This window comes from Streptomyces sp. NPDC090032, assembly GCF_044748025.1.
Lineage (GTDB): Bacteria > Actinomycetota > Actinomycetes > Streptomycetales > Streptomycetaceae > Streptomyces.
This window is the reverse complement of record NZ_JBIVFF010000007.1, coordinates 139,219-156,022: the sequence shown is the minus strand read 5'-3', so window position 1 is coordinate 156,022 and position 16,804 is coordinate 139,219. Positions and strand designations below refer to the sequence as shown.

The window sequence follows — 16,804 nt, the reverse complement described above, 5'->3', positions numbered from 1 at the left end:
CTGACAGCGCCGAATGTTCTGACAGCACGCCCGTCGCACCCGTCGACAAGGGAGTTGTCGCGTGATCCGTCGCCGCCCCAAGGGCATGCCGGCCCGCCTCTCCTACCCGGAGGCGGCCGTCGGAGACATCCTCGCCGGCTCGGCCAGGAGATACCCCGACCGCGTCGCCCTGCGCGACGGCGACGACACGCTGACCTACGCGGAACTGCACGAACAGGCACTCCGCCTCGCCCGAGGCCTGCGCGACCACGGCGTCACCCAAGGCACCGTGGTAGCACTGCATCAGCCCAACTCCCTCTGGTTTCCCGTTACTTACTACGGGATCCTGCTGGCCGGCGCGATCGTGGCGCCGATCAACCCGACCCTCCCCCCGGCCGCCGTGCGCGCACAGCTGGACGAGGCGGGCGCCCGCGCGGTCGTGACGCACCCGGCCACGGCCGCGGCGCTTCTCGCGGCGGGCACCGACGCGCTCGAACTGGTCGCCGTCGTACCGCCGTCGGCCGTCGCACCCGGCGATCCGGCGCACCCCGACGGCACGGTGCCGCTCACCGAGCTGCTCGCGGGCGAGGCGGAGCCCGGCCCGCACGTTTCGCCCGACGCGGTCGCCCACCTGTCCTTCACGGGCGGCACGACGGGGCGCTCGAAGGCGGTCCAGGTGCTGCACCGCCATGTCGTGGCGAACTGCCTCCAGTTCACGTGCTGGCGCGCGGCGGCCGTACCCGCGGTGGACCCCGACGGGGGCATCTTCCTCGACCCGGTGCCCGAGGCCGCCACCGAGTACACCAACCCTCCCGGGCAGGGCCTCTCGATCGCCGTCGCGCCGTTCTTCCACGCCATGGGCCTGGTGGGCCAGTCGATCGGCGTGCTCGCGGGGCTGACGAGCGTCCTCGCCGGCCGTTTCGACCCCGAGCGGTTCCTCGAACTGGCCGAGAAGTTCGAAGCCACCCAGATCGCCGGCTCCCCCGCGCTCTTCCACGCCCTGCTCGCCGCCCCCGCCGCGCAGGGTCGCGCGCTCCCGGCGGTCCGCGTGGTCAACTCGGGTGCCGCGCCCATCGATACGACGACACTGCGGGCCCTGCGGACGCTCTTCCCCCGGGCCTGTGTCGTGGAGGGGTACGGGCTGACCGAGGCCACCATGGGTGTCACGTCGGGGATCGTCGACCCCGACGACCCGGTGCCGACCGGGTCGGTCGGCCTGCCCGTGTTCGACACCGAGGTCGAGATCCGGGACCTCGTACAGACCGGGAGTCGCGTCCCCGACGGCGAGACGGGGGAGCTGTGGGCGCGCGGCCCGCAGATCACGGCGGGCTACCACCGCCACCCGGAACTCACGGCCGAGCAGTTCGTCGACGGCTGGCTGCGCACGGGCGACCTGGCGCGGTGCGACGAGCGCGGCCACGTCTACATCGTGGGGCGCGCCAAGGACATGCTCATCTACAAGGGATACAACGTCTATCCGGGCCAACTGGAGGAGATCCTCAGCGGACATCCGGCGGTCGCGCAGGTCTCGGTGATCGGGGTTCCCGCCACGGAGGCGGGCGAGATCCCCGTGGCGTGCGTCGTGGCGCGCCCCGATGCAGTGCCGGCCCCCGGACCGGCACTCGCCCAGGAACTCATGGCGTACGTGTCCACCCGCGTCGCGCCGTACCAGCGGGTGCGTGAGGTGCGGTTCCTGGAGGCGCTGCCGACCTCGGCCGCGGGGAAGGTCCTGAAGGCGGAGCTGCGGCGGGCACACCAGCCGTAGATTTAACGAACGTTCAACACACCCGGCGCGAGGTCCCTCGATCGATGGAGACCCGGCCCACCCCGCTCACACCTCCCCCGCACCTCCCTCACACCCCCAGCCGCCCCGAGCCGCATGGCAGGCGGTGTTCCGGGCAGGCGACCACCGTACGTGCCTGCCCTGTCACCCGTTCGGGCTAACCCGAGATGTCGTGGAGCCGATCCGCACGCACGTTTGGAATGTAGAGCCCGTGGGGTGTCGTACCCGTCGGCAACCGCGCCGACGACCGGACGGGCGCCGGGGAGGTGCGTGATGCCAGAGATTTCCGTGGACGTCCACATCAGCCGATCCGTCAATGAGGTGTACGACTTCCTTGCCGACGCACGCAATCTCGAACTCTGGTTCTCAGGGGTCGCCAGCGTCGCCGAGAGCGCAGAGCCCGCAGGCCCCGGCGTGGCCCATGTGTACCGCTTTCCCGGGCGTCACCGGGACCAGCTGCTCCAGTGCGTGGCGTACGTCCCGGGCGAGCACCTCGTCTTCCGTGGCGACCGGATGTGGAACCCCCTGGGCGCCCAGACCCCGTTCTACTCGTTCACGCTCTCGCCGCGCCGCCGCGGCACCCTCCTGCGCCTCACCGTGCAGTGCCGCCTGGCGGGCGCCCTGATGCTGCTCGCGCCCATCGTCGCCATGGCCTGGCGGCGCGATCTGCCGAGGGACGCACGCCGACTCGGCGAGCGCCTCGGCGCCCCGCACTGCCACGTCATCGCCGCCCCGCGACGGATACGCACGCCCGTGCCGGCACTCGCGCCGGCCGTCATACCCGCGGCCACTCCGCCGCCCCTCTCGCCGTCGGTCCCACCGCACCTCCAGCCCCACCCTGGGCCGCACCCCGAGCCGCGCCCCGCCTCGGTCCCTGCCGCCAAGGAACGCGCGTCGCGCCCCGCGGCCTGAGCCGCCCACATCAAATCCCGTGCGCCGGGGACAGCGCGACCGGTAGCGTCCCCGCCCATGACTCTTCCTCGCATACGCCCTCCCTACGACGCCGACGAGCGCACGCAGTTGGTGGCCTGGCTGGACATGCAGCGCGCCATCATCGAGTGGAAGTGTGAGGGCGTGTCCGAGAAGGACGCCCATCGCTCCGTACTCCCCGCGTCCCCCGCCATGACCTTGGCGGGGGTCGTGTCGCATCTGCGGTGGGTCGAGCACTGCTGGTTCGAGGTCATGCTGATGGGCGGCGCGGCCGAGGGCCCGCAGTTCGACGACGGGCCGGAGGACGCCGACATGCTGGCCGACGGCGTCGCCCTCGACCAGCTCCTCGGCGAGTACGCGCGCCAGTACACCCGGTCGAACGAGATCACCGCCGCACACTCCCTCGACCAGCCGGGCCGGCACCCCGAATTCCGCGCGGGGGCGGCGAATCTGCGCTGGATCCTCCTGCACATGATCGAAGAGACGGCCCGGCACGCCGGTCACCTCGACGCGATCCGTGAACTCCTCGACGGCGAGCGGGGCTACTACTGACCGCGTTCGTCTGCGAGCTGCTGCGCGCGGGCCACCAGGTCCACCTTCCGGATCTTCATCGTCGTCGTCATCGGCATCTCGTCGACCGTCTCCACGAGGGGAACCTTGTAGGACGCCATGCTTTCGCGGGCCCAGTCCATCAGTACCGAGGCTTCCACCGCGCCCTTTTGACGGAGCATCACGAACGCCACCGGGATCTGCCCCTTCGTCAGGTCGTCGGCCGGGACGACGGCGGCCGTGTCCACGTCGGGGTGGCGGCACAGCAGCATCTCGACCTCCGCGGGAAAGACGCTCATGCCCCGCACCTTGATGAGATCCTTGTCGCGGCCGAGGTAGTGCAGACAGCCGTCGTCGTCGATCCGGCCGTTGTCCCCCGTGTACAGCCATCCGTCACGCAGCTGGTGCGCCGTGGCGTCCGGCTTGTTCCAGTAGCCGGTCGTCACCGAGGGACTGCGGACGACGATCTCGCCCGCCTCGCCGAGCGGCAGCGGTTCACCGGTCACGGGCGACAGCACGGCGATGTCCGTACCGGGCATGGGCAGTCCGCAGAAGACGGGGTCGGCGTGCAGATCGTGGTCCCCGTCCTGGAACCCGTACGGTGTCACGTCGATCGTGTGCGTCTCGGTCATGCCGTACGCGGCCTCACGCAGGACCGAGTGGACGCCCACCGCGGCCGTCCAGCGCCGCCGGACCCCGACGTCGAGCTTGCGGATGAACGACGTGCAGAGCGGGTCGACGAGGGAACTCAGGTCGTACGAGGCGAAGTCGGGCCGGTCGAGGAGTTCCAGGTAGTTCTCCACGATGCCGACCATCGTGGTGACCTTGTGGTCGTCGATCGCCCGCAGCACGCGCGCCGGGTCCCAGCGCGTCATGAGGACCGAAGTACCGCCCAGCATCAGGGGATTGAGGATGCCCAGGTCCTCGCCCGCGATCCAGAAGACCGGGATGTAGCACAGGACCACCACCTCGCCGTCGGCCGTCTGGCGGGTGGCTCCGGCGCTGGTGGCGATGGTGTAGATCATGTGCCGCTGGGTGTGCATGCAGCCCTTGGGAAGCCCGGACGTGCCGCCCGTGTAGTTCAGGGCAGCCAGGGCGTCGAGGTCGGCGGGGGCGCCGTCGACCGGCTCGTGGGCCACGGCCTGCGCCCACGTGTGGACCGCGAGCCCCTCGATCGCCACGGCATCGGGGGCGGTCGCGGCCTCGGACATCTCAGCGAGCGAGGTGACGAACACCCGGCGAACGGCGGTCTGTTGGCGTACGGCAGCGAGCAGCGGGAGCGAGGTGTCCAGGGTGATGACGGTCTCGGCGCCGCAGTCCGCGAGTTCGTAGGCGAGTTCGGCGCTCTGGAACATCGGGTTGACCGGCACGTGCACCGCACCGAGGCGCAGCACAGCCAGGAAAGCGACAAGGAACTGGGGGCAGTTGGGCAGGTGGACGGCGACCCGGTCCCCTGCGCCGATCCCCTCGGAAGTGAGCCGTCCTGCCACCCGGCGGCTCAGCTCGTCGAGTTCACGGTAGGTGACGGTGCGGCCCTCGAAGACGATCGCGGCCCGGTCGGGGCGCAGCCGCGCCCAGTGCGCGACATGCTCCGGCACGGAGATCTCGCCGAGCGGGTACACGACGTCGGACGGGGTGCCGTGCGGACGGACCCGGGCCTGACGGGCGCGGAGGTCTTCCAGGTACTCCTCGATCTTCATGCGGCTCCTCGGTTTGTTGTCCCGACCTGACCTGCCTGGATCTTCACCGCTCCGGCGTCACCACGGGTCGACGAAGCGAGTGCGGGAGCGCCCCTCGGGCGCACGCGACTGCGGCTGCGGACGCCGATCCGGGTGCGTGGGGTGCTGGGCGAACGCCATGGTGATCCAGCGGCGGGTGTCGGCCGGGTCGATCACGTCGTCGACCTCGAAGGTCGTCCCCGCGTTGAGCGCCTTGCCCCGCTCGTACTGCTCCGCGAGCAGCGCCTCGTACGCGGCCCGGCGCTCCTGCGGGTCGGCGATGGCTTCGAGTTCGCGCCGGTAGCCGAGCCGGACCGCGCCCTCCAGGCCCATCGGGCCGATCTCGCCGGTGGGCCAGGCGACCATCGCCGCGGGGGCGCGGAAGCCGCCGCCGGTCATCGCCATGGCGCCGAGGCCGTAGCCCTTGCGCAGGACGGCGGAGAAGACCGGGACACCGAGATGGGCGCCCGCGACGAAGAGCCGGCTGAAGTGCCGTACGGTCGCTGTCCTCTCGGCGTCCGGGCCCACCATGAACCCTGGTGTGTCGCACAGGGTGACCACGGGCAGGCCGTGGGCGTCGCAGAGTTGGAGGAAGCGGGCCATCTTGTCCGCCGCGTCGCTGTCGATGGCGCCGCCGAGGTGCTGGGGGTTGTTGGCGACCAGGCCCATCGGCCGCCCTTCGACCCGTATGAGCGCGGTGATGACGCCGACGCCGAACTCGCGGCGCAGTTCCAGGACCGAGTCGGTGTCGGCGAAGAGGGTGACCGCCTCCCGGACGTCGTACGCGCGCAGCCGGTTCTCAGGGACGACGTGCCTCAGGAGGCGCTGGTCCGCGCAGTCCCAGTCGGTCAACTCGCCCTGGAAATAGGAGAGATACTGCTTGGCGACCGCTGTGGCCTCGGCCTCGTCGTCGACCAGGATGTCCACGACACCGTTCGGGACCTGGACGGACATCGGTCCGACCTCCTCCGGCAGGAAGTGGCCCAGGCCGCCCGCCTCGATCATCGCGGGGCCGCTCATGCCGACCGTGGCGTCGGCGGTCGCGATGACGACGTCGCAGCAGCCGAGGAGCGCGGCGTTGCCCGCGAAGCAGCGCCCGGTGACGATGCCGACCGTCGGCACCTGCCCACTGAGCCGGGCGAGGGTGGCGAAGGTGGGGACGTCCAGCCCGGCGACCGCCATCATGTCGGTGTCGCCGGGGCGTCCGCCGCCGCCCTCCGCGAAGAGCACGACCGGGATCCGCTGCCGCTCGGCGAGTTCGAGCAGGCGGTCGGTCTTCTTGTGGTTGAGCATCCCCTGCGTGCCGGCGAGGACCGTGTAGTCGTACGCCAGGACGGCGCACTGACTGCGCCGATCGCCGAACTGCGCGCCGTTGACCTGGGCGACGCCGGTGAGGATGCCGTCGGCCGGGGTGTTGGCGATCAGGTCGTCGAGGGTCCTGCGGCGGCGCTGCGCGGCGATCGCCAGGGCGCCGTACTCGGTGAAGGTGCCCGGGTCGCAGAGGTCGGCGAGGTTCTCGCGTGCGGTGCGGTGACCGGTGCGCCTGCGGCGCTCGACGGCCTGCGGCCTGGCCTCGTCGAGGGTGACGCGATGGCGCTCGACGACCTCGGCGAGGTCGGGCCTGATGACGTCGAGATCGACGTCGGCCGCCGCTTCGTCGACGCTGTCCTCGCCCGCCGAAGGTGAGAAGACGACGAGTTCGGCACCGGCCGGGACGACGTCTCCGACGCTCGCGCGGACCTCGCGAACGACTCCTCCCCGGGGCGCGGTCAGGACGTGTTCCATCTTCATCGCCTCGAGGACGACCAGTGGCGCACCGGCCGCGACCTCGGCGCCCGGCTCCACGCAGACGTCGACGACGCTGCCCGCGGACAGGGCGGTGAGGACCGAGCCGTGGTTCTCCCCCGGCGGAACAGCTCCCGGTACGAGCTTGTCGAGGTGTTCGTTGACGAAGGCGGTCGTCACCGTGCCGTCCCGGAAGGACTCGTGGCGCAGGACGGCGCACAGCAGCGGGATGTTCGACGGGACACCGCAGAGCGTGAACTCGCCGAGCGCGGCGGCCGCCCGCCCGGCCGCGTCGGCGAAGTCGCCGCGAACGGTGCGGGTGATCACCTTGGCCACGAGCGAGTCGTACCAGCCCCTGATCTCCAGGCCCGCGCGGCCGTGGGTGTCCACGCGCACGCCGGGACCGCCGGGGGCCTCGAAGGCGGTCAGTGTGCCCTGCGAGGCACGTGCGGTGCCGTCCGCGGACAGCTCTTCGAGGTTGACGCGGGTCTGGATCGCGAAGCCACGCGGCCGTGGGACGTCCTCCTGGAGGAGGCCGAGTTCGGCCAGCGACCTGCCCTGGGCGAGGCGCAGTTGGGTGGCCACCAGGTCTACGCCGGTGAGCTCCTCGGTGATGGTGTGCTCGACCTGGAGGCGCGGATTGGTCTCGATGAAGTAGTAGGCGTCCGGGTCGTCGGCGTCGACGAGGAACTCGAAGGTCCCGAGGCCGAGATACCGGGTCGCGGACGCCATCGTGACCGCCGCCTCGATCAGCAGGTCACGCGTGCGCGCGGGGAGCCACGGGCTGGGCGCGACCTCGATCAGCTTCTGGTTGCGGCGCTGGACCGAGCACTCACGGTCCCACAGGTGGGTGACCTGCCCGGTGCCGTCCCCGACGATCTGGATCTCGATGTGCTTGGCACGGGGCAGGAGTTGCTCGACGTACACGTCACCGTTGCCGAAGGCGCGCTCGGCCTCGGAGCGGCAGCGCTCGTAGGCCCAGGCGAGGTCCGACGCGTCGTGCACCACGCGCATGCCGCGGCCGCCTCCCCCGGCGACGGCCTTCACCATGACGCCGTGGCGCGCGCCGGCCAGGAGCTCCGTGGCCTGCGCGAGCGAGGCCGGGGCGCCGGTCGCCGCGAGGACGGGGACGCCGTGCCGGACGGCGAGCGCCCGTGAACTCGCCTTGTCGCCGAAGAGGGAGAGGAGTTCCGGGGTGGGCCCCACGAAGGTCGGCCCCGCCTCGGCACAGGCCTGGGCGAAGTCGGCGTTCTCACTGAGGAACCCGTAGCCGGGATGGACCAGATCGCAGCCCGCGCGCCCGGCGATCCCCACGAGCTGGCGCGCGTCGAGATAGGCGGCGACGCCGTCGCCCTTGAGCAGATGGGCCTCGTCGGCGAGCCGTACATGGGCCGCCGAGCGGTCGTCCGCGGAGTGCACGGCCACGGTCCGCAGGCCGAGCGCCGACGCCGCCCGGTGGATCCGGACCGCGATCTCGCCCCGGTTCGCGATCAGCACACCTGTCATCGGACGTCTCCTCCATGGGCCCTGGATGCGGGCCTTGTGTACGTGACGGACGGCTTTGGGCTGTACGTGACGGCTTCGGGCGCCGCATCACGTGCCGACGCGCCGATGCGTTGACGCTGGCGTCAACGTCAATGGCGGGCCCAGTCTGCGTTGACGCCAGCGTCAACGTCAATAAGCTGGGGCCATGCCGACCGCGAAAAACTCCTGGACCGTGCGCGACAAGCTGGACCGCCAGGACAGCGCCACGCGCGCCCGGCTGCTCACGGCGGCCCGCACGGTCTTCGAGCAGCGCGGCTATGCGCGCACGACGATCGCCGACATCACGACACAGGCCGACGTCGGCCGCGCCACGTTCTACGTCTACTTCGCTTCGAAGCAGGATGTCTTCGCCGTGCTCGCCGCCGATCTCCGGGACCGGTTCCTCGCGGCGCAGGAGACGGCCGACCCCGAGGCCGAGGACCCGTACCTGCTCGCCGAGCGGACCAACGCGGCGTTCCTGGACGCCTATGTGGACAACCTCGCGTTCATGACCGTCCTCGACCACCAGTCGCTCACGGATCCGGCGATGCGCGTGCTCCGCGACGAGATCAGCGACCGCCCGCGCGGGCGCACCGCGCGCTACATCGCCCGTCTGGTGCGTCAGGGCCTGGCCGATCCGGCCGGTTCACCGGAGTCCGTGGCCACCGCCGCGGCCGGCATGGTCGCGGGTTTCGCCCGGTCCGTGGCCGCCGACCCGGCGTGCCGGGACCAGGCGGTCGCCGATCTCACGGCGATGTACCTGCGGCTGCTCGGCCTCTCGCCCCGCGCAGGCGCCCGCGCGTCCGGCCGCGACTGACCCCGCGATTTCACCGGCGCGTTCGATCGACCCACGTCCGCTCGCGAAGGTGGGCACGGCCGCCGTCCATCTCGCCGTCGGACTCCCGTGCCGTGCCCCGGCTGCGGGTGGGCGAGCGCCCCGGCGCTACCGTTGCGGCATGGAACTCACACGTGAGATCACCGCCGGACGCCCCCTGCTCGTACTGGCAGTGAAGGAAGAGGCGCAGTTCCTCGAAACGGATCTTCCCGTCCTGCTCACCGGAATGGGCAAGGTCAACGCGGCCACCGCCCTCGCCACGGTCCTGGCCCGCGGCCCGCACCCCTCGGACATCGTGAACCTGGGCACGGCGGGCGCGCTGCGTCCCGGCTGGACGGGCACCCACGTCATCGGCTCCGTGATCCAGCACGACCTCGACGACGCCGTGCTCGCCTCCCTGACGGGCGAGACGTACGGTGCGCCGATCGACCTGCCCGACCAGGGCGGGCCTGTCCTCGCGACCGGTGACTCCTTCATCTCCGACGAGGTGTCCCGCGCCCGCCTGGCCGCGCAGGCACCGCTCGTCGACATGGAGGGCTACGCCCTCGCGTCCGCCGCCCGGCGGGCCGGTGTTCCGCTGCGCATCGTCAAACACGTCAGTGACGAGGCGGGCGACGGCGCGGCCAGGACGTGGCGCGAGACGGTCGCCGACTGCGCACGCGTTCTCGCCGACTGGACCGCGCGGAACATCCCCGTACGCCCCTGATCCACGACTCCCCCGGCAGAGCGCGGGGCCGGCGATGAGATGATCGCGGGCCATGTCCCGCGCGCGCAGGCCCTCACACCCGCGGCCGCCGGGCGCCCATCGACCGAGACGAGTACGCCTTGGGAACGCGGCCGACGGCCCCGGTCATCCGTACCGACCCCTCCCCCGACACGACCGTCTCCGCCGGTCACAGCCACGTGCCGGGCGCCACGTCGGTGTCGATGGACTGGCCCCGGCTGCGTGCGGCGCTGCGGCGCACGCCGGTGTCGATGTGGAACGACGACGTGTCGGACTGGGCCGCGGCGCTGACGTACTACTCGATCCTCGCCCTGCTGCCCGCCATGCTGGTGACCGTCTCGCTCATCGGCCTGGTCAGCCCGGCGACGACGGACGCCCTGATCGCGCACGTGACGGCCTGGGCGCCCGCCGAGTCCGGCGAGGCCCTGCACAGCGCCCTGCGCCACATGGCACACCAGCGGTCCGCGGCACTGACCGTGACCATCGCCGGCGCCGTCAGCGCCCTGTGGTCCGCGTCGAGTTACTCGGCCGTGTTCCGCCGGGCCCTGCACACGCTGCACGGCGTCCGCGACACCAGGCCCGCGTGGCGCAAGGCCCACCGCATCCTGCTGACCGCCTGCACCCTGCTCGCGCTCCTCGTGGCCAGCGCGCTCGTCCTTGTGCTCAGCGGATCCCTCGCCCAGTCGCTCGGGCACCGGCTCGGGCTCGGGGACGCGGGCGCCGCGGCCTGGAACCTCCTCAAGTGGCCTGCCCTGCTCTGCCTGGTGGCGCTGCTCGTCCTGGTCCTGTTCCGCTCGGGGCCGCCCGCCGCCCGCGGGTGGCGGCACGGCCTGCCGGGCGGTCTGCTCGCCGCGCTGATCTGGCTCGTCGCATCGGCGGGCTTCACGTTCTACGCCTCGCAGCTCGGCACCTACAGCAAGCTCTACGGCTCCCTGGCGGGCGTCGTCGTCTTCCTCGTCTGGCTGTGGGTGTCGAACCTGGCGCTGCTGGCCGGCGCCCAGTTCGGCGTGGAACTGGACCGGTCCGCGCCGCACGCGCCGTTGGTCAGCGCCGACGACGCAGAGCCTGCGGAGTGAGGTCGGCGAGCGTCGGATAGCCGTCGACGGCCATGATCAGATCGGTCTCCGCGAGCAGCGACCGCAGTACGTGCACGATCCCGTCGACACCGCCGAGTGCGAGGCCGTAGGCGTAGGGGCGGCCGATTCCGACCGCCGTCGCGCCGAGGGCGAGCGCCTTGACCGCATCGGCGCCGGAGCGCACGCCCGAGTCGAACAGCACGGGCAGACCGTCGGCGGCCTCCACGACGTCGGGCAGGGCGTCGATGGCGGCGAGTCCTCCGTTGGCCTGGCGTCCGCCGTGGTTGGAGCAGTAGATCCCGTCGACGCCGCCGTCCTTGGCGCGGCGGACGTCCTCGGGGTGGCACAGGCCCTTGACGATGAGCGGCAGGCTGGTGAGCGAGCGCAGCCAGGGGAGGTCGTCCCACGTCAGGGGGTTGCCGAAGACGCTCGCGAACTGCATGACGACGGCCTGCGGGTCATCGGCACGGCCCTGCGGGAGGCGGGAGCGGAAGACCGGGTCGGAGGTGTAGTTGCTGAGGCAGTGGCCGCGCAGCTGGGGGAAGTTGCCGGTGGACAGGTCGCGGGGACGCCAGCCGGTGACCCAGGTGTCGAGGGTGACGACGATCCCCTTGAAGCCGGCCGCCTCGGCGCGGCTGACGAGGCTCTCCGCGAGGTCACGGTCGGTCGGCGTGTAGAGCTGGAAGAAACCGGGTGTCTCGCCGAACTCCTTCGCCACGTCCTCCATCGGGTCCGCGGACAGAGTGGAGGCCACCATCGGAACCCCCGTGCGCGCGGCGGCCCGTGCCGTCGCGAGGTCCCCGTGCCCGTCCTGCCCGCAGAGCCCGATCACGCCGATGGGACACATGAACAGCGGGCTGTCGAGCTTCAGCCCGAACAGGTCGACGGTCAGGTCCCGCCGGCTCGCCCCGACGAACATGCGCGGCACGAGCCCCCACTGCTCGAATGCGGTGACGTTCTCGCGCTGCGTGAACTCGTCGCCCGCGCCACCCGCGACGTACGACCACACGGACGGCGCGAGCGCCTGGCTCGCCCGCTGCTCCAACTCCGCGAACGCCATGGGCAGCTCAGGGACGACACCCCCGAGCGCGTTGAAGTAGATCTCGTGCTGGTAGTCACCGAACTGCTGCGTCATCGCGGCCACCCTCCTTGTCGAACGCCACCGTGTCCTGGCGGCGGCGGTCAGACACTAGTGCGCAGGCCGGCAGGTCGGTGCCCGTGGGGTGCGGCGGGTGCGTGCGTCCGGTGGCCATGGGTGCGCCGGCATGGCCCGTCGGTATGACTGTTCCACGGCGGCCGGGCATGCCGAGGGGGTGCGTGCTGCCGTGTTGGCGGTGGGCCGGGGGAGCTGGTGGTGCTGCCCACCGACACCGTGTACGGCATCGGTGCCGATGTCTTCGACCACTGGGCGGTGGAGGGGTTGCTGGAGGCGAAGAGCCGGGCCGGGCCATGCCCTCGCCGGTGCTGGTCGCCTCTCCTGACGCCGTGGACGACCTGGTCACCGGCTTCGATGAGCAGGGCTGGGCCCTGGTGGAGGCGTTCTGGCCGGGTGGGCTGCCCCTCATTGCCCGCCACCGGCCCACGACCGTCCTGGGATGTGGGGGAGCCCCATGCCACGGTCGCCATCCAGATGCCGTCGCATCCGGTGGCTCTCGATCTGCTGGCCGAGACCGGGCCGATGGCGGTCTCCAGCGCCAAACTGACCGGCAGACCGTTCCGACCGTCTGTCCCTTGAGGTCGATGCCGTCGGCCTCTCCCAGCACCAGCCTCACGTGAGGCAGGGTGGCGGTGAGCGAGACGGTGACACGGCGTGGTTCCAGAACGCCTGCGGCGACCTGAGGCAGCAGGGGCAGATACAGAAAGTAGTCGGTCGGGTTGAGGAGGATGATCTCCGCCCTGTGCCCGGCCGGCCGGGCACAGAGTGCGGGCCTTCTGATACCCGGCGAAGCCGGCACCGACGATCACGATGCGAGGTCGCGCTACGTTTCGCCTCCGAGGAGGTCGCTCATACGGGCTTACCGCGTCCCCCTGCCCGGAGCGACCAAGCACCCCGGGACGGCCCGAGGTGAGAATCTCCCGCGCTGCGGATCACCTTGCGTGCGAAGACGGCAGCCCCGCAGACAATGACGGCGGCCTTACCCGCCCGCCCCCGGTTGCGGGACACCCATTCCTGCGCGCTGCCCGGCACGGACTCCGCGTCGAAGCGCCCGTGCGCGCCGAAGCCCCGTCCCTGAGGACCTTCGGCGGGGCGCCAGAGGTGGCCGGTCCCGGCATGCTCGCCTTCCTCGATCTGGGAGTCGTATCCGGTGCGGGCGAGGTATCGGCCGAGCCGACCGGGCACCAGCGCGTTGGCCACCACTGTGGCCGCCTTGGACCCACCGACCCAGTACTCACGCCACCGCAGGTGTGCAACTGCGTGGACTTTGGCACGGGCGGCCAGTTCCGGTTCATGGATCGCGGCAGCGGGCGGGCCCGCCCCGGCACGCGGATCAACATCCAGTCGGCTTGGGGTGTGTTGACGCCGGGCAACTGCACCATCGATCCGGCCGAACGCGTCGGCCACCTGTTGGGCAGCCCGATCGATGGCCTTGGGGTCGCCCACGTCGACGGTGACGATGGGCGCCTCGCCGCCCGCGTGCCGCGTATTGTCCGCCGCCACGGCCAGTCCGGCACTGCCCCGGTCCAAGAGAGCGGCCCGGCCGCTGCGGGCAGCGAAGGCCAGGACCGCGGCCAGACCCACGCCGACGCTCGCCCCGGTCACGACGACGGTCCTTGAAAGCCGGATCATGACTCGCCGGGCCGAGCGTTGTCGTGTCCGAGCTGCTCCAAACGGCCCATGGCGGCCGGGTACCCGACCGCTATGACACGTAACGCCGTTCTTTTCGTGCCGCGTCGGAGTTCGGAATACCGAGTGCCTCCGACGGCCCCGCCCCGGGCCGTGGCGCCCCCTTTTGCGCCTGATCAGATCCTGGGCGCCCGCCTGCGCTGAGCGAGCTGGCGATCCAGTTCGGTGCGGATGTCGGCGCACAACAGGTCCGAGCGGCCCCACTCGACCAGCTACCTTCGGCCGCAGGCTCATCGCTTCGCTGCTCATGAGGGTGGAGCCCCAAGGGTGCCTCCAGGGCAATCGGCGATAGATGTAACCACTGCTTCACCCGAGTGACCCGACAATCCGCCGAGAGACCTACAGCGTGGCCATGGGCGTGGCACAACAACAGCCACCTCAGGAGCTCACAGGGGTCGTCGTACTTGTCCCGGTGCGCCCCCTGCATGCGGCTGCCCGGTCTTCGACGATGACGTCGGTGATGACCATGTCCTCGAACTCGCCGTCGGTGAGCACGGCGTCGGTCCGGGCCGCATCGATCCCTGACGCGCGACTTTCCCCGCTTACAGCCCGGCATCCTCACCCCGATGTCGCCTGTGGTGACGCAGTGCAGGTCCGCACCCTCCCGCGCAGCGGCCGATGCCGGCTGTCGGCCTCAGCGGCCACCAAAATCTCCGCGGCTCAGAGCATTCGCCCCTCCCCCATCCCCGGCGTGCGGGCCCGTCCTCGCCGCCGACACCCTGGTGCCGCATAGTTGGATCACTCCCGGGTACCGGGGAGACGGCAGACCCCCACCCGGCGAACCCGCGCCGGGCGGCCCACTCGGAGCCACTAGGGGACAAACGATGTGTGACGACAGCATCCCCGAGGAACTTTTCGCGGCCGCCGCCCAGGATGCCCTGCGCGACCTCCACCAAGCACCCGACGACCCGGCCGCGCTGGACACGCTGGCCGCCTGCGACATCCTCGTTCCTGAACCTACGGAACTCGGCGCTCACGATCACCCGGAAGAGGGCGGACTGACCCTCCCCGTGATTGATGACCCACCACGCCTCCGTGCCGTCCCCGTCTTCACGTCAGCAGAGCGAATGGGCCAGGCACTCCCCGACATTGTCGTAAGTCACCAGATACAACTTGGACTGCTGGCAGCCAACTGGCCCACCGACGAAGACCTGGCACTCCTCATCGACCCTGGCCACCACGACGGCGTGATCCTCACCAGCCAAGGCGTGCGAGCCCTGCTCGCCCCGCCCCGGTCATGACCGCCACCTCACCCAAGCGCTCATGACTGGAAAGCAGACCACACCCTGCGTGGCCAAGGCCCTGGCCCTGGCCCTGGCCCTGGCCAATGAACATGTCTCCGCTGCCTGACCGATGCACTGCGGATGATTCCGGTAGCCACCATCGGCAAGGCCGCCGCCAGTCTGTGGTGTCCCGCGATTCCGTCGGGCTAGCGCCGCGCCTGTCCCTTACATCCGGGCGGGCCATGTGACCCCCGAGCCATGGGTGCGAAAGATACAAAAAGGGGCGGTGTGGACATGCCCGAGTTCCTGTTGCAACGGGTCGACCTGACTCAAGCGGAGGGTGGCGTGACGGGTCGCCGTCAACCACGACAGACGAGGGAGAGGCAGATGGCTCGCTCGCTCGGTCGGTATCGATCTCGGCACGACGAACTCGGTGGTCTCGGCCCTCGAGGGCGGTGAGCCCACCGTGATCACCAACACGGGGGAGCCAGGACCACCCCGACGGCTACGCGCGGGAGGAGCGGCCGGCATGGTGTCCACACACCACCACCGGAAAGCCTCACGCAGTTGTCGGGTCACGGATGCTCAGAGCGCATCGAACGTCCACGGGGAACCGTCCGCCGTGGGGCCACCACAACAACTGCCTTCTCTTAAAGGTCCGCAGGAAGATGATGGCGATCGTCCTCGTGGAAGCTCAGTGCGCCATGGGCGAAGCGCGTCGCCCTCGCGTCAGGCGAACACCTTTTGCACAGCCCGCAGTTGAAGCGCGGGATGCCACAGGGATGTATCACTGGGCGCCGTCTGCTTACGACTCTCAGGTACTCGCCGATCCAGCCGTTCAGACGGAGCACACCTTCGGCAAGGCGGCAAACATCCCTATACCATGGGATTATATGTTCGTCCATGAAATGTGGCTTTTGCTCCTACCATCGGTGGCGTCATGCCCGCTGAACGACCTCCCAAGCGCCGGTCCGGCGCGGGCGCCCGCGCCGGCGAGGGAGGCGGCGCCGCTCGGCATCGCTCCGGCAAGGGCAACGCGGCGCAGGCCATGCGGTCCGCGGCGGAGCAGTTGTACGAGTTGCTCGGCAGGCGCCCCGAATCGGTCTCCGCGGTGAAACCGACGGAGGACGGCTGGGTGGCGGATGTCGAGGTCCTGGAGCTCGAGCGCATCCCTGAGACGACGAGCGTGATGGCCAGCTATCGCGTCACTCTGGACAAGGAGGGCGACCTGGTGGGTTACGAGAGGGTCCGGCGCTATACACGTGGACAGATCGACCGTCGGGGCTGAGGGCACCGTCGGTGAAGGGAGGCACCATGACCATGGTGCCGCAGGGCGGCAACAGCGTTTCCAGAGGCGGCACAGGGAGTCTGTACGACGTCCTGGAACTCATTCTTGATCGCGGACTCGTGATCGATGTGTTCGTCCGAGTTTCGTTGGTAGGGATCGAGATCCTCAAGATCGACGCCCGCATCGTGGTCGCTAGCGTCGACACCTATCTGCGCTTCGCGGAAGCCTGCAACCGCCTTGATCTCGAGGCGGGAAGGAAGGCACCCGCCCAACTGACCGACATCGTCGGAGACACGGTCGAGAGCGGCGCCAAGGGAAAGTCCAAAGGCGCTCTGACCGGCGCCGTGGATGCGGTCACCGACACCATCAAAGGCGTCACCGGGCGCGACGAGGACGACAGCGAAGAGAGCGAACCTGAGGAGAGCGAAGAGGGCGAATCCGAGGAGGAGGACACCAGAGAGAGGGAGCCCGTGGAAAGGCGACGGCGGTCCCCCCGGCGGACGGCCCATCGCAGCAGAGGCTCGTCCCGCGAGAAGGAATGAGCG

At 70.7% G+C, this 16,804-nt stretch carries 13 protein-coding genes and 3 pseudogenes; 11 read left to right on the top strand and 5 right to left on the bottom strand.

The features are described 5' to 3' along the window. Positions 1 to 61: 61 nt before the first annotated feature. The 3 genes from ACIPWY_RS18935 to ACIPWY_RS18925 all read left to right on the top strand — a co-directional run bounded on the left by ACIPWY_RS18935 (position 62) and on the right by ACIPWY_RS18925 (position 3,244). A complete protein-coding gene (locus ACIPWY_RS18935) occupies positions 62 to 1,744 on the top strand; it encodes an AMP-binding protein (RefSeq protein WP_401533959.1) in 1,683 nt (560 codons plus the stop codon). Between the two features lie 291 nt (positions 1,745 to 2,035). Beyond that, positions 2,036 to 2,674 carry an SRPBCC family protein gene (locus ACIPWY_RS18930; protein ID WP_362907419.1) on the top strand — a complete coding sequence of 213 codons (639 nt, stop codon included), beginning with the start codon at positions 2,036 to 2,038 and terminating at the stop codon, positions 2,672 to 2,674. A 57-nt stretch (positions 2,675 to 2,731) separates the two neighbouring features. Beyond that, positions 2,732 to 3,244, top strand: a complete 513-nt coding sequence (locus ACIPWY_RS18925) for a DinB family protein (RefSeq protein WP_362907420.1) — start codon at positions 2,732 to 2,734, stop codon at positions 3,242 to 3,244. On the opposite strand, the gene ACIPWY_RS18920 is transcribed toward ACIPWY_RS18925, so the two are convergent. Together ACIPWY_RS18920 and ACIPWY_RS18915 are read right to left on the bottom strand one after the other, a co-directional pair. Then, positions 3,238 to 4,941: an AMP-binding protein gene (locus ACIPWY_RS18920; protein WP_362907421.1), complete on the bottom strand. Its 1,704-nt coding sequence runs from the start codon at positions 4,939 to 4,941 to the stop codon at positions 3,238 to 3,240. The two genes, ACIPWY_RS18925 and ACIPWY_RS18920, sit on opposite strands and share 7 nt — an antisense overlap. 57 nt (positions 4,942 to 4,998) lie before the next feature. Continuing rightward, positions 4,999 to 8,250 carry a carboxyl transferase domain-containing protein gene (locus ACIPWY_RS18915; protein ID WP_401533956.1) on the bottom strand — a complete coding sequence of 1,084 codons (3,252 nt, stop codon included), beginning with the start codon at positions 8,248 to 8,250 and terminating at the stop codon, positions 4,999 to 5,001. Between the two features lie 184 nt (positions 8,251 to 8,434). Between ACIPWY_RS18915 and ACIPWY_RS18910 the strand changes: the two genes are divergently transcribed. The 3 genes from ACIPWY_RS18910 (at position 8,435) to ACIPWY_RS18900 (ending at position 10,903) form a co-directional block, all read left to right on the top strand. Then, positions 8,435 to 9,085 (top strand): TetR/AcrR family transcriptional regulator, encoded by a 651-nt coding sequence (locus ACIPWY_RS18910; RefSeq protein WP_393700629.1) that lies wholly within the window; start codon positions 8,435 to 8,437, stop codon positions 9,083 to 9,085. A 139-nt stretch (positions 9,086 to 9,224) separates the two neighbouring features. Continuing rightward, a complete protein-coding gene (locus tag ACIPWY_RS18905) occupies positions 9,225 to 9,809 on the top strand; it encodes a nucleosidase (RefSeq protein WP_362907425.1) in 585 nt (194 codons plus the stop codon). A gap of 119 nt (positions 9,810 to 9,928) precedes the next feature. Then, the gene (locus tag ACIPWY_RS18900; RefSeq protein WP_393700627.1) at positions 9,929 to 10,903 is read left to right on the top strand and encodes a YihY/virulence factor BrkB family protein; all 975 of its coding nucleotides are present in this window, start codon (positions 9,929 to 9,931) and stop codon (positions 10,901 to 10,903) included. Here the strand turns inward: ACIPWY_RS18900 and ACIPWY_RS18895 are convergent. Then, positions 10,872 to 12,038 (bottom strand): alpha-hydroxy-acid oxidizing protein, encoded by a 1,167-nt coding sequence (locus ACIPWY_RS18895; protein WP_362907427.1) that lies wholly within the window; start codon positions 12,036 to 12,038, stop codon positions 10,872 to 10,874. The genes ACIPWY_RS18900 and ACIPWY_RS18895 overlap by 32 nt on opposite strands. A gap of 130 nt (positions 12,039 to 12,168) precedes the next feature. On the opposite strand from ACIPWY_RS18895, the pseudogene ACIPWY_RS18890 reads away from it, so the two are divergent. Continuing rightward, a pseudogene (locus ACIPWY_RS18890) lies at positions 12,169 to 12,617 on the top strand (L-threonylcarbamoyladenylate synthase); the annotation flags it as partial. A 4-nt stretch (positions 12,618 to 12,621) separates the two neighbouring features. Here the strand turns inward: ACIPWY_RS18890 and ACIPWY_RS18885 are convergent. Both ACIPWY_RS18885 and ACIPWY_RS18880 read right to left on the bottom strand, forming a co-directional pair. Then, positions 12,622 to 12,868: pseudogene (locus tag ACIPWY_RS18885) on the bottom strand (dehydrogenase); the annotation flags it as partial. A gap of 40 nt (positions 12,869 to 12,908) precedes the next feature. Beyond that, positions 12,909 to 13,664, bottom strand: a complete 756-nt coding sequence (locus ACIPWY_RS18880) for an SDR family NAD(P)-dependent oxidoreductase (protein WP_393700624.1) — start codon at positions 13,662 to 13,664, stop codon at positions 12,909 to 12,911. Between the two features lie 908 nt (positions 13,665 to 14,572). Between ACIPWY_RS18880 and ACIPWY_RS18875 the strand changes: the two genes are divergently transcribed. The 4 genes and pseudogenes from ACIPWY_RS18875 (at position 14,573) to ACIPWY_RS18860 (ending at position 16,801) form a co-directional block, all read left to right on the top strand. Continuing rightward, complete coding sequence (locus ACIPWY_RS18875) at positions 14,573 to 14,989, top strand: SseB family protein (protein ID WP_393700622.1); 417 nt, start codon at positions 14,573 to 14,575, stop codon at positions 14,987 to 14,989. 391 nt (positions 14,990 to 15,380) lie between these two features. Then, positions 15,381 to 15,475, top strand: a pseudogene (locus ACIPWY_RS18870) (Hsp70 family protein); the annotation flags it as partial. Between the two features lie 436 nt (positions 15,476 to 15,911). Continuing rightward, positions 15,912 to 16,259 carry a gas vesicle protein gene (locus ACIPWY_RS18865; RefSeq protein ID WP_362907432.1) on the top strand — a complete coding sequence of 116 codons (348 nt, stop codon included), beginning with the start codon at positions 15,912 to 15,914 and terminating at the stop codon, positions 16,257 to 16,259. A gap of 26 nt (positions 16,260 to 16,285) precedes the next feature. Then, positions 16,286 to 16,801, top strand: coding sequence for a gas vesicle structural protein GvpA (locus tag ACIPWY_RS18860; protein WP_362907434.1), 516 nt, complete (start codon positions 16,286 to 16,288; stop codon positions 16,799 to 16,801). Positions 16,802 to 16,804: the final 3 nt, after the last annotated feature.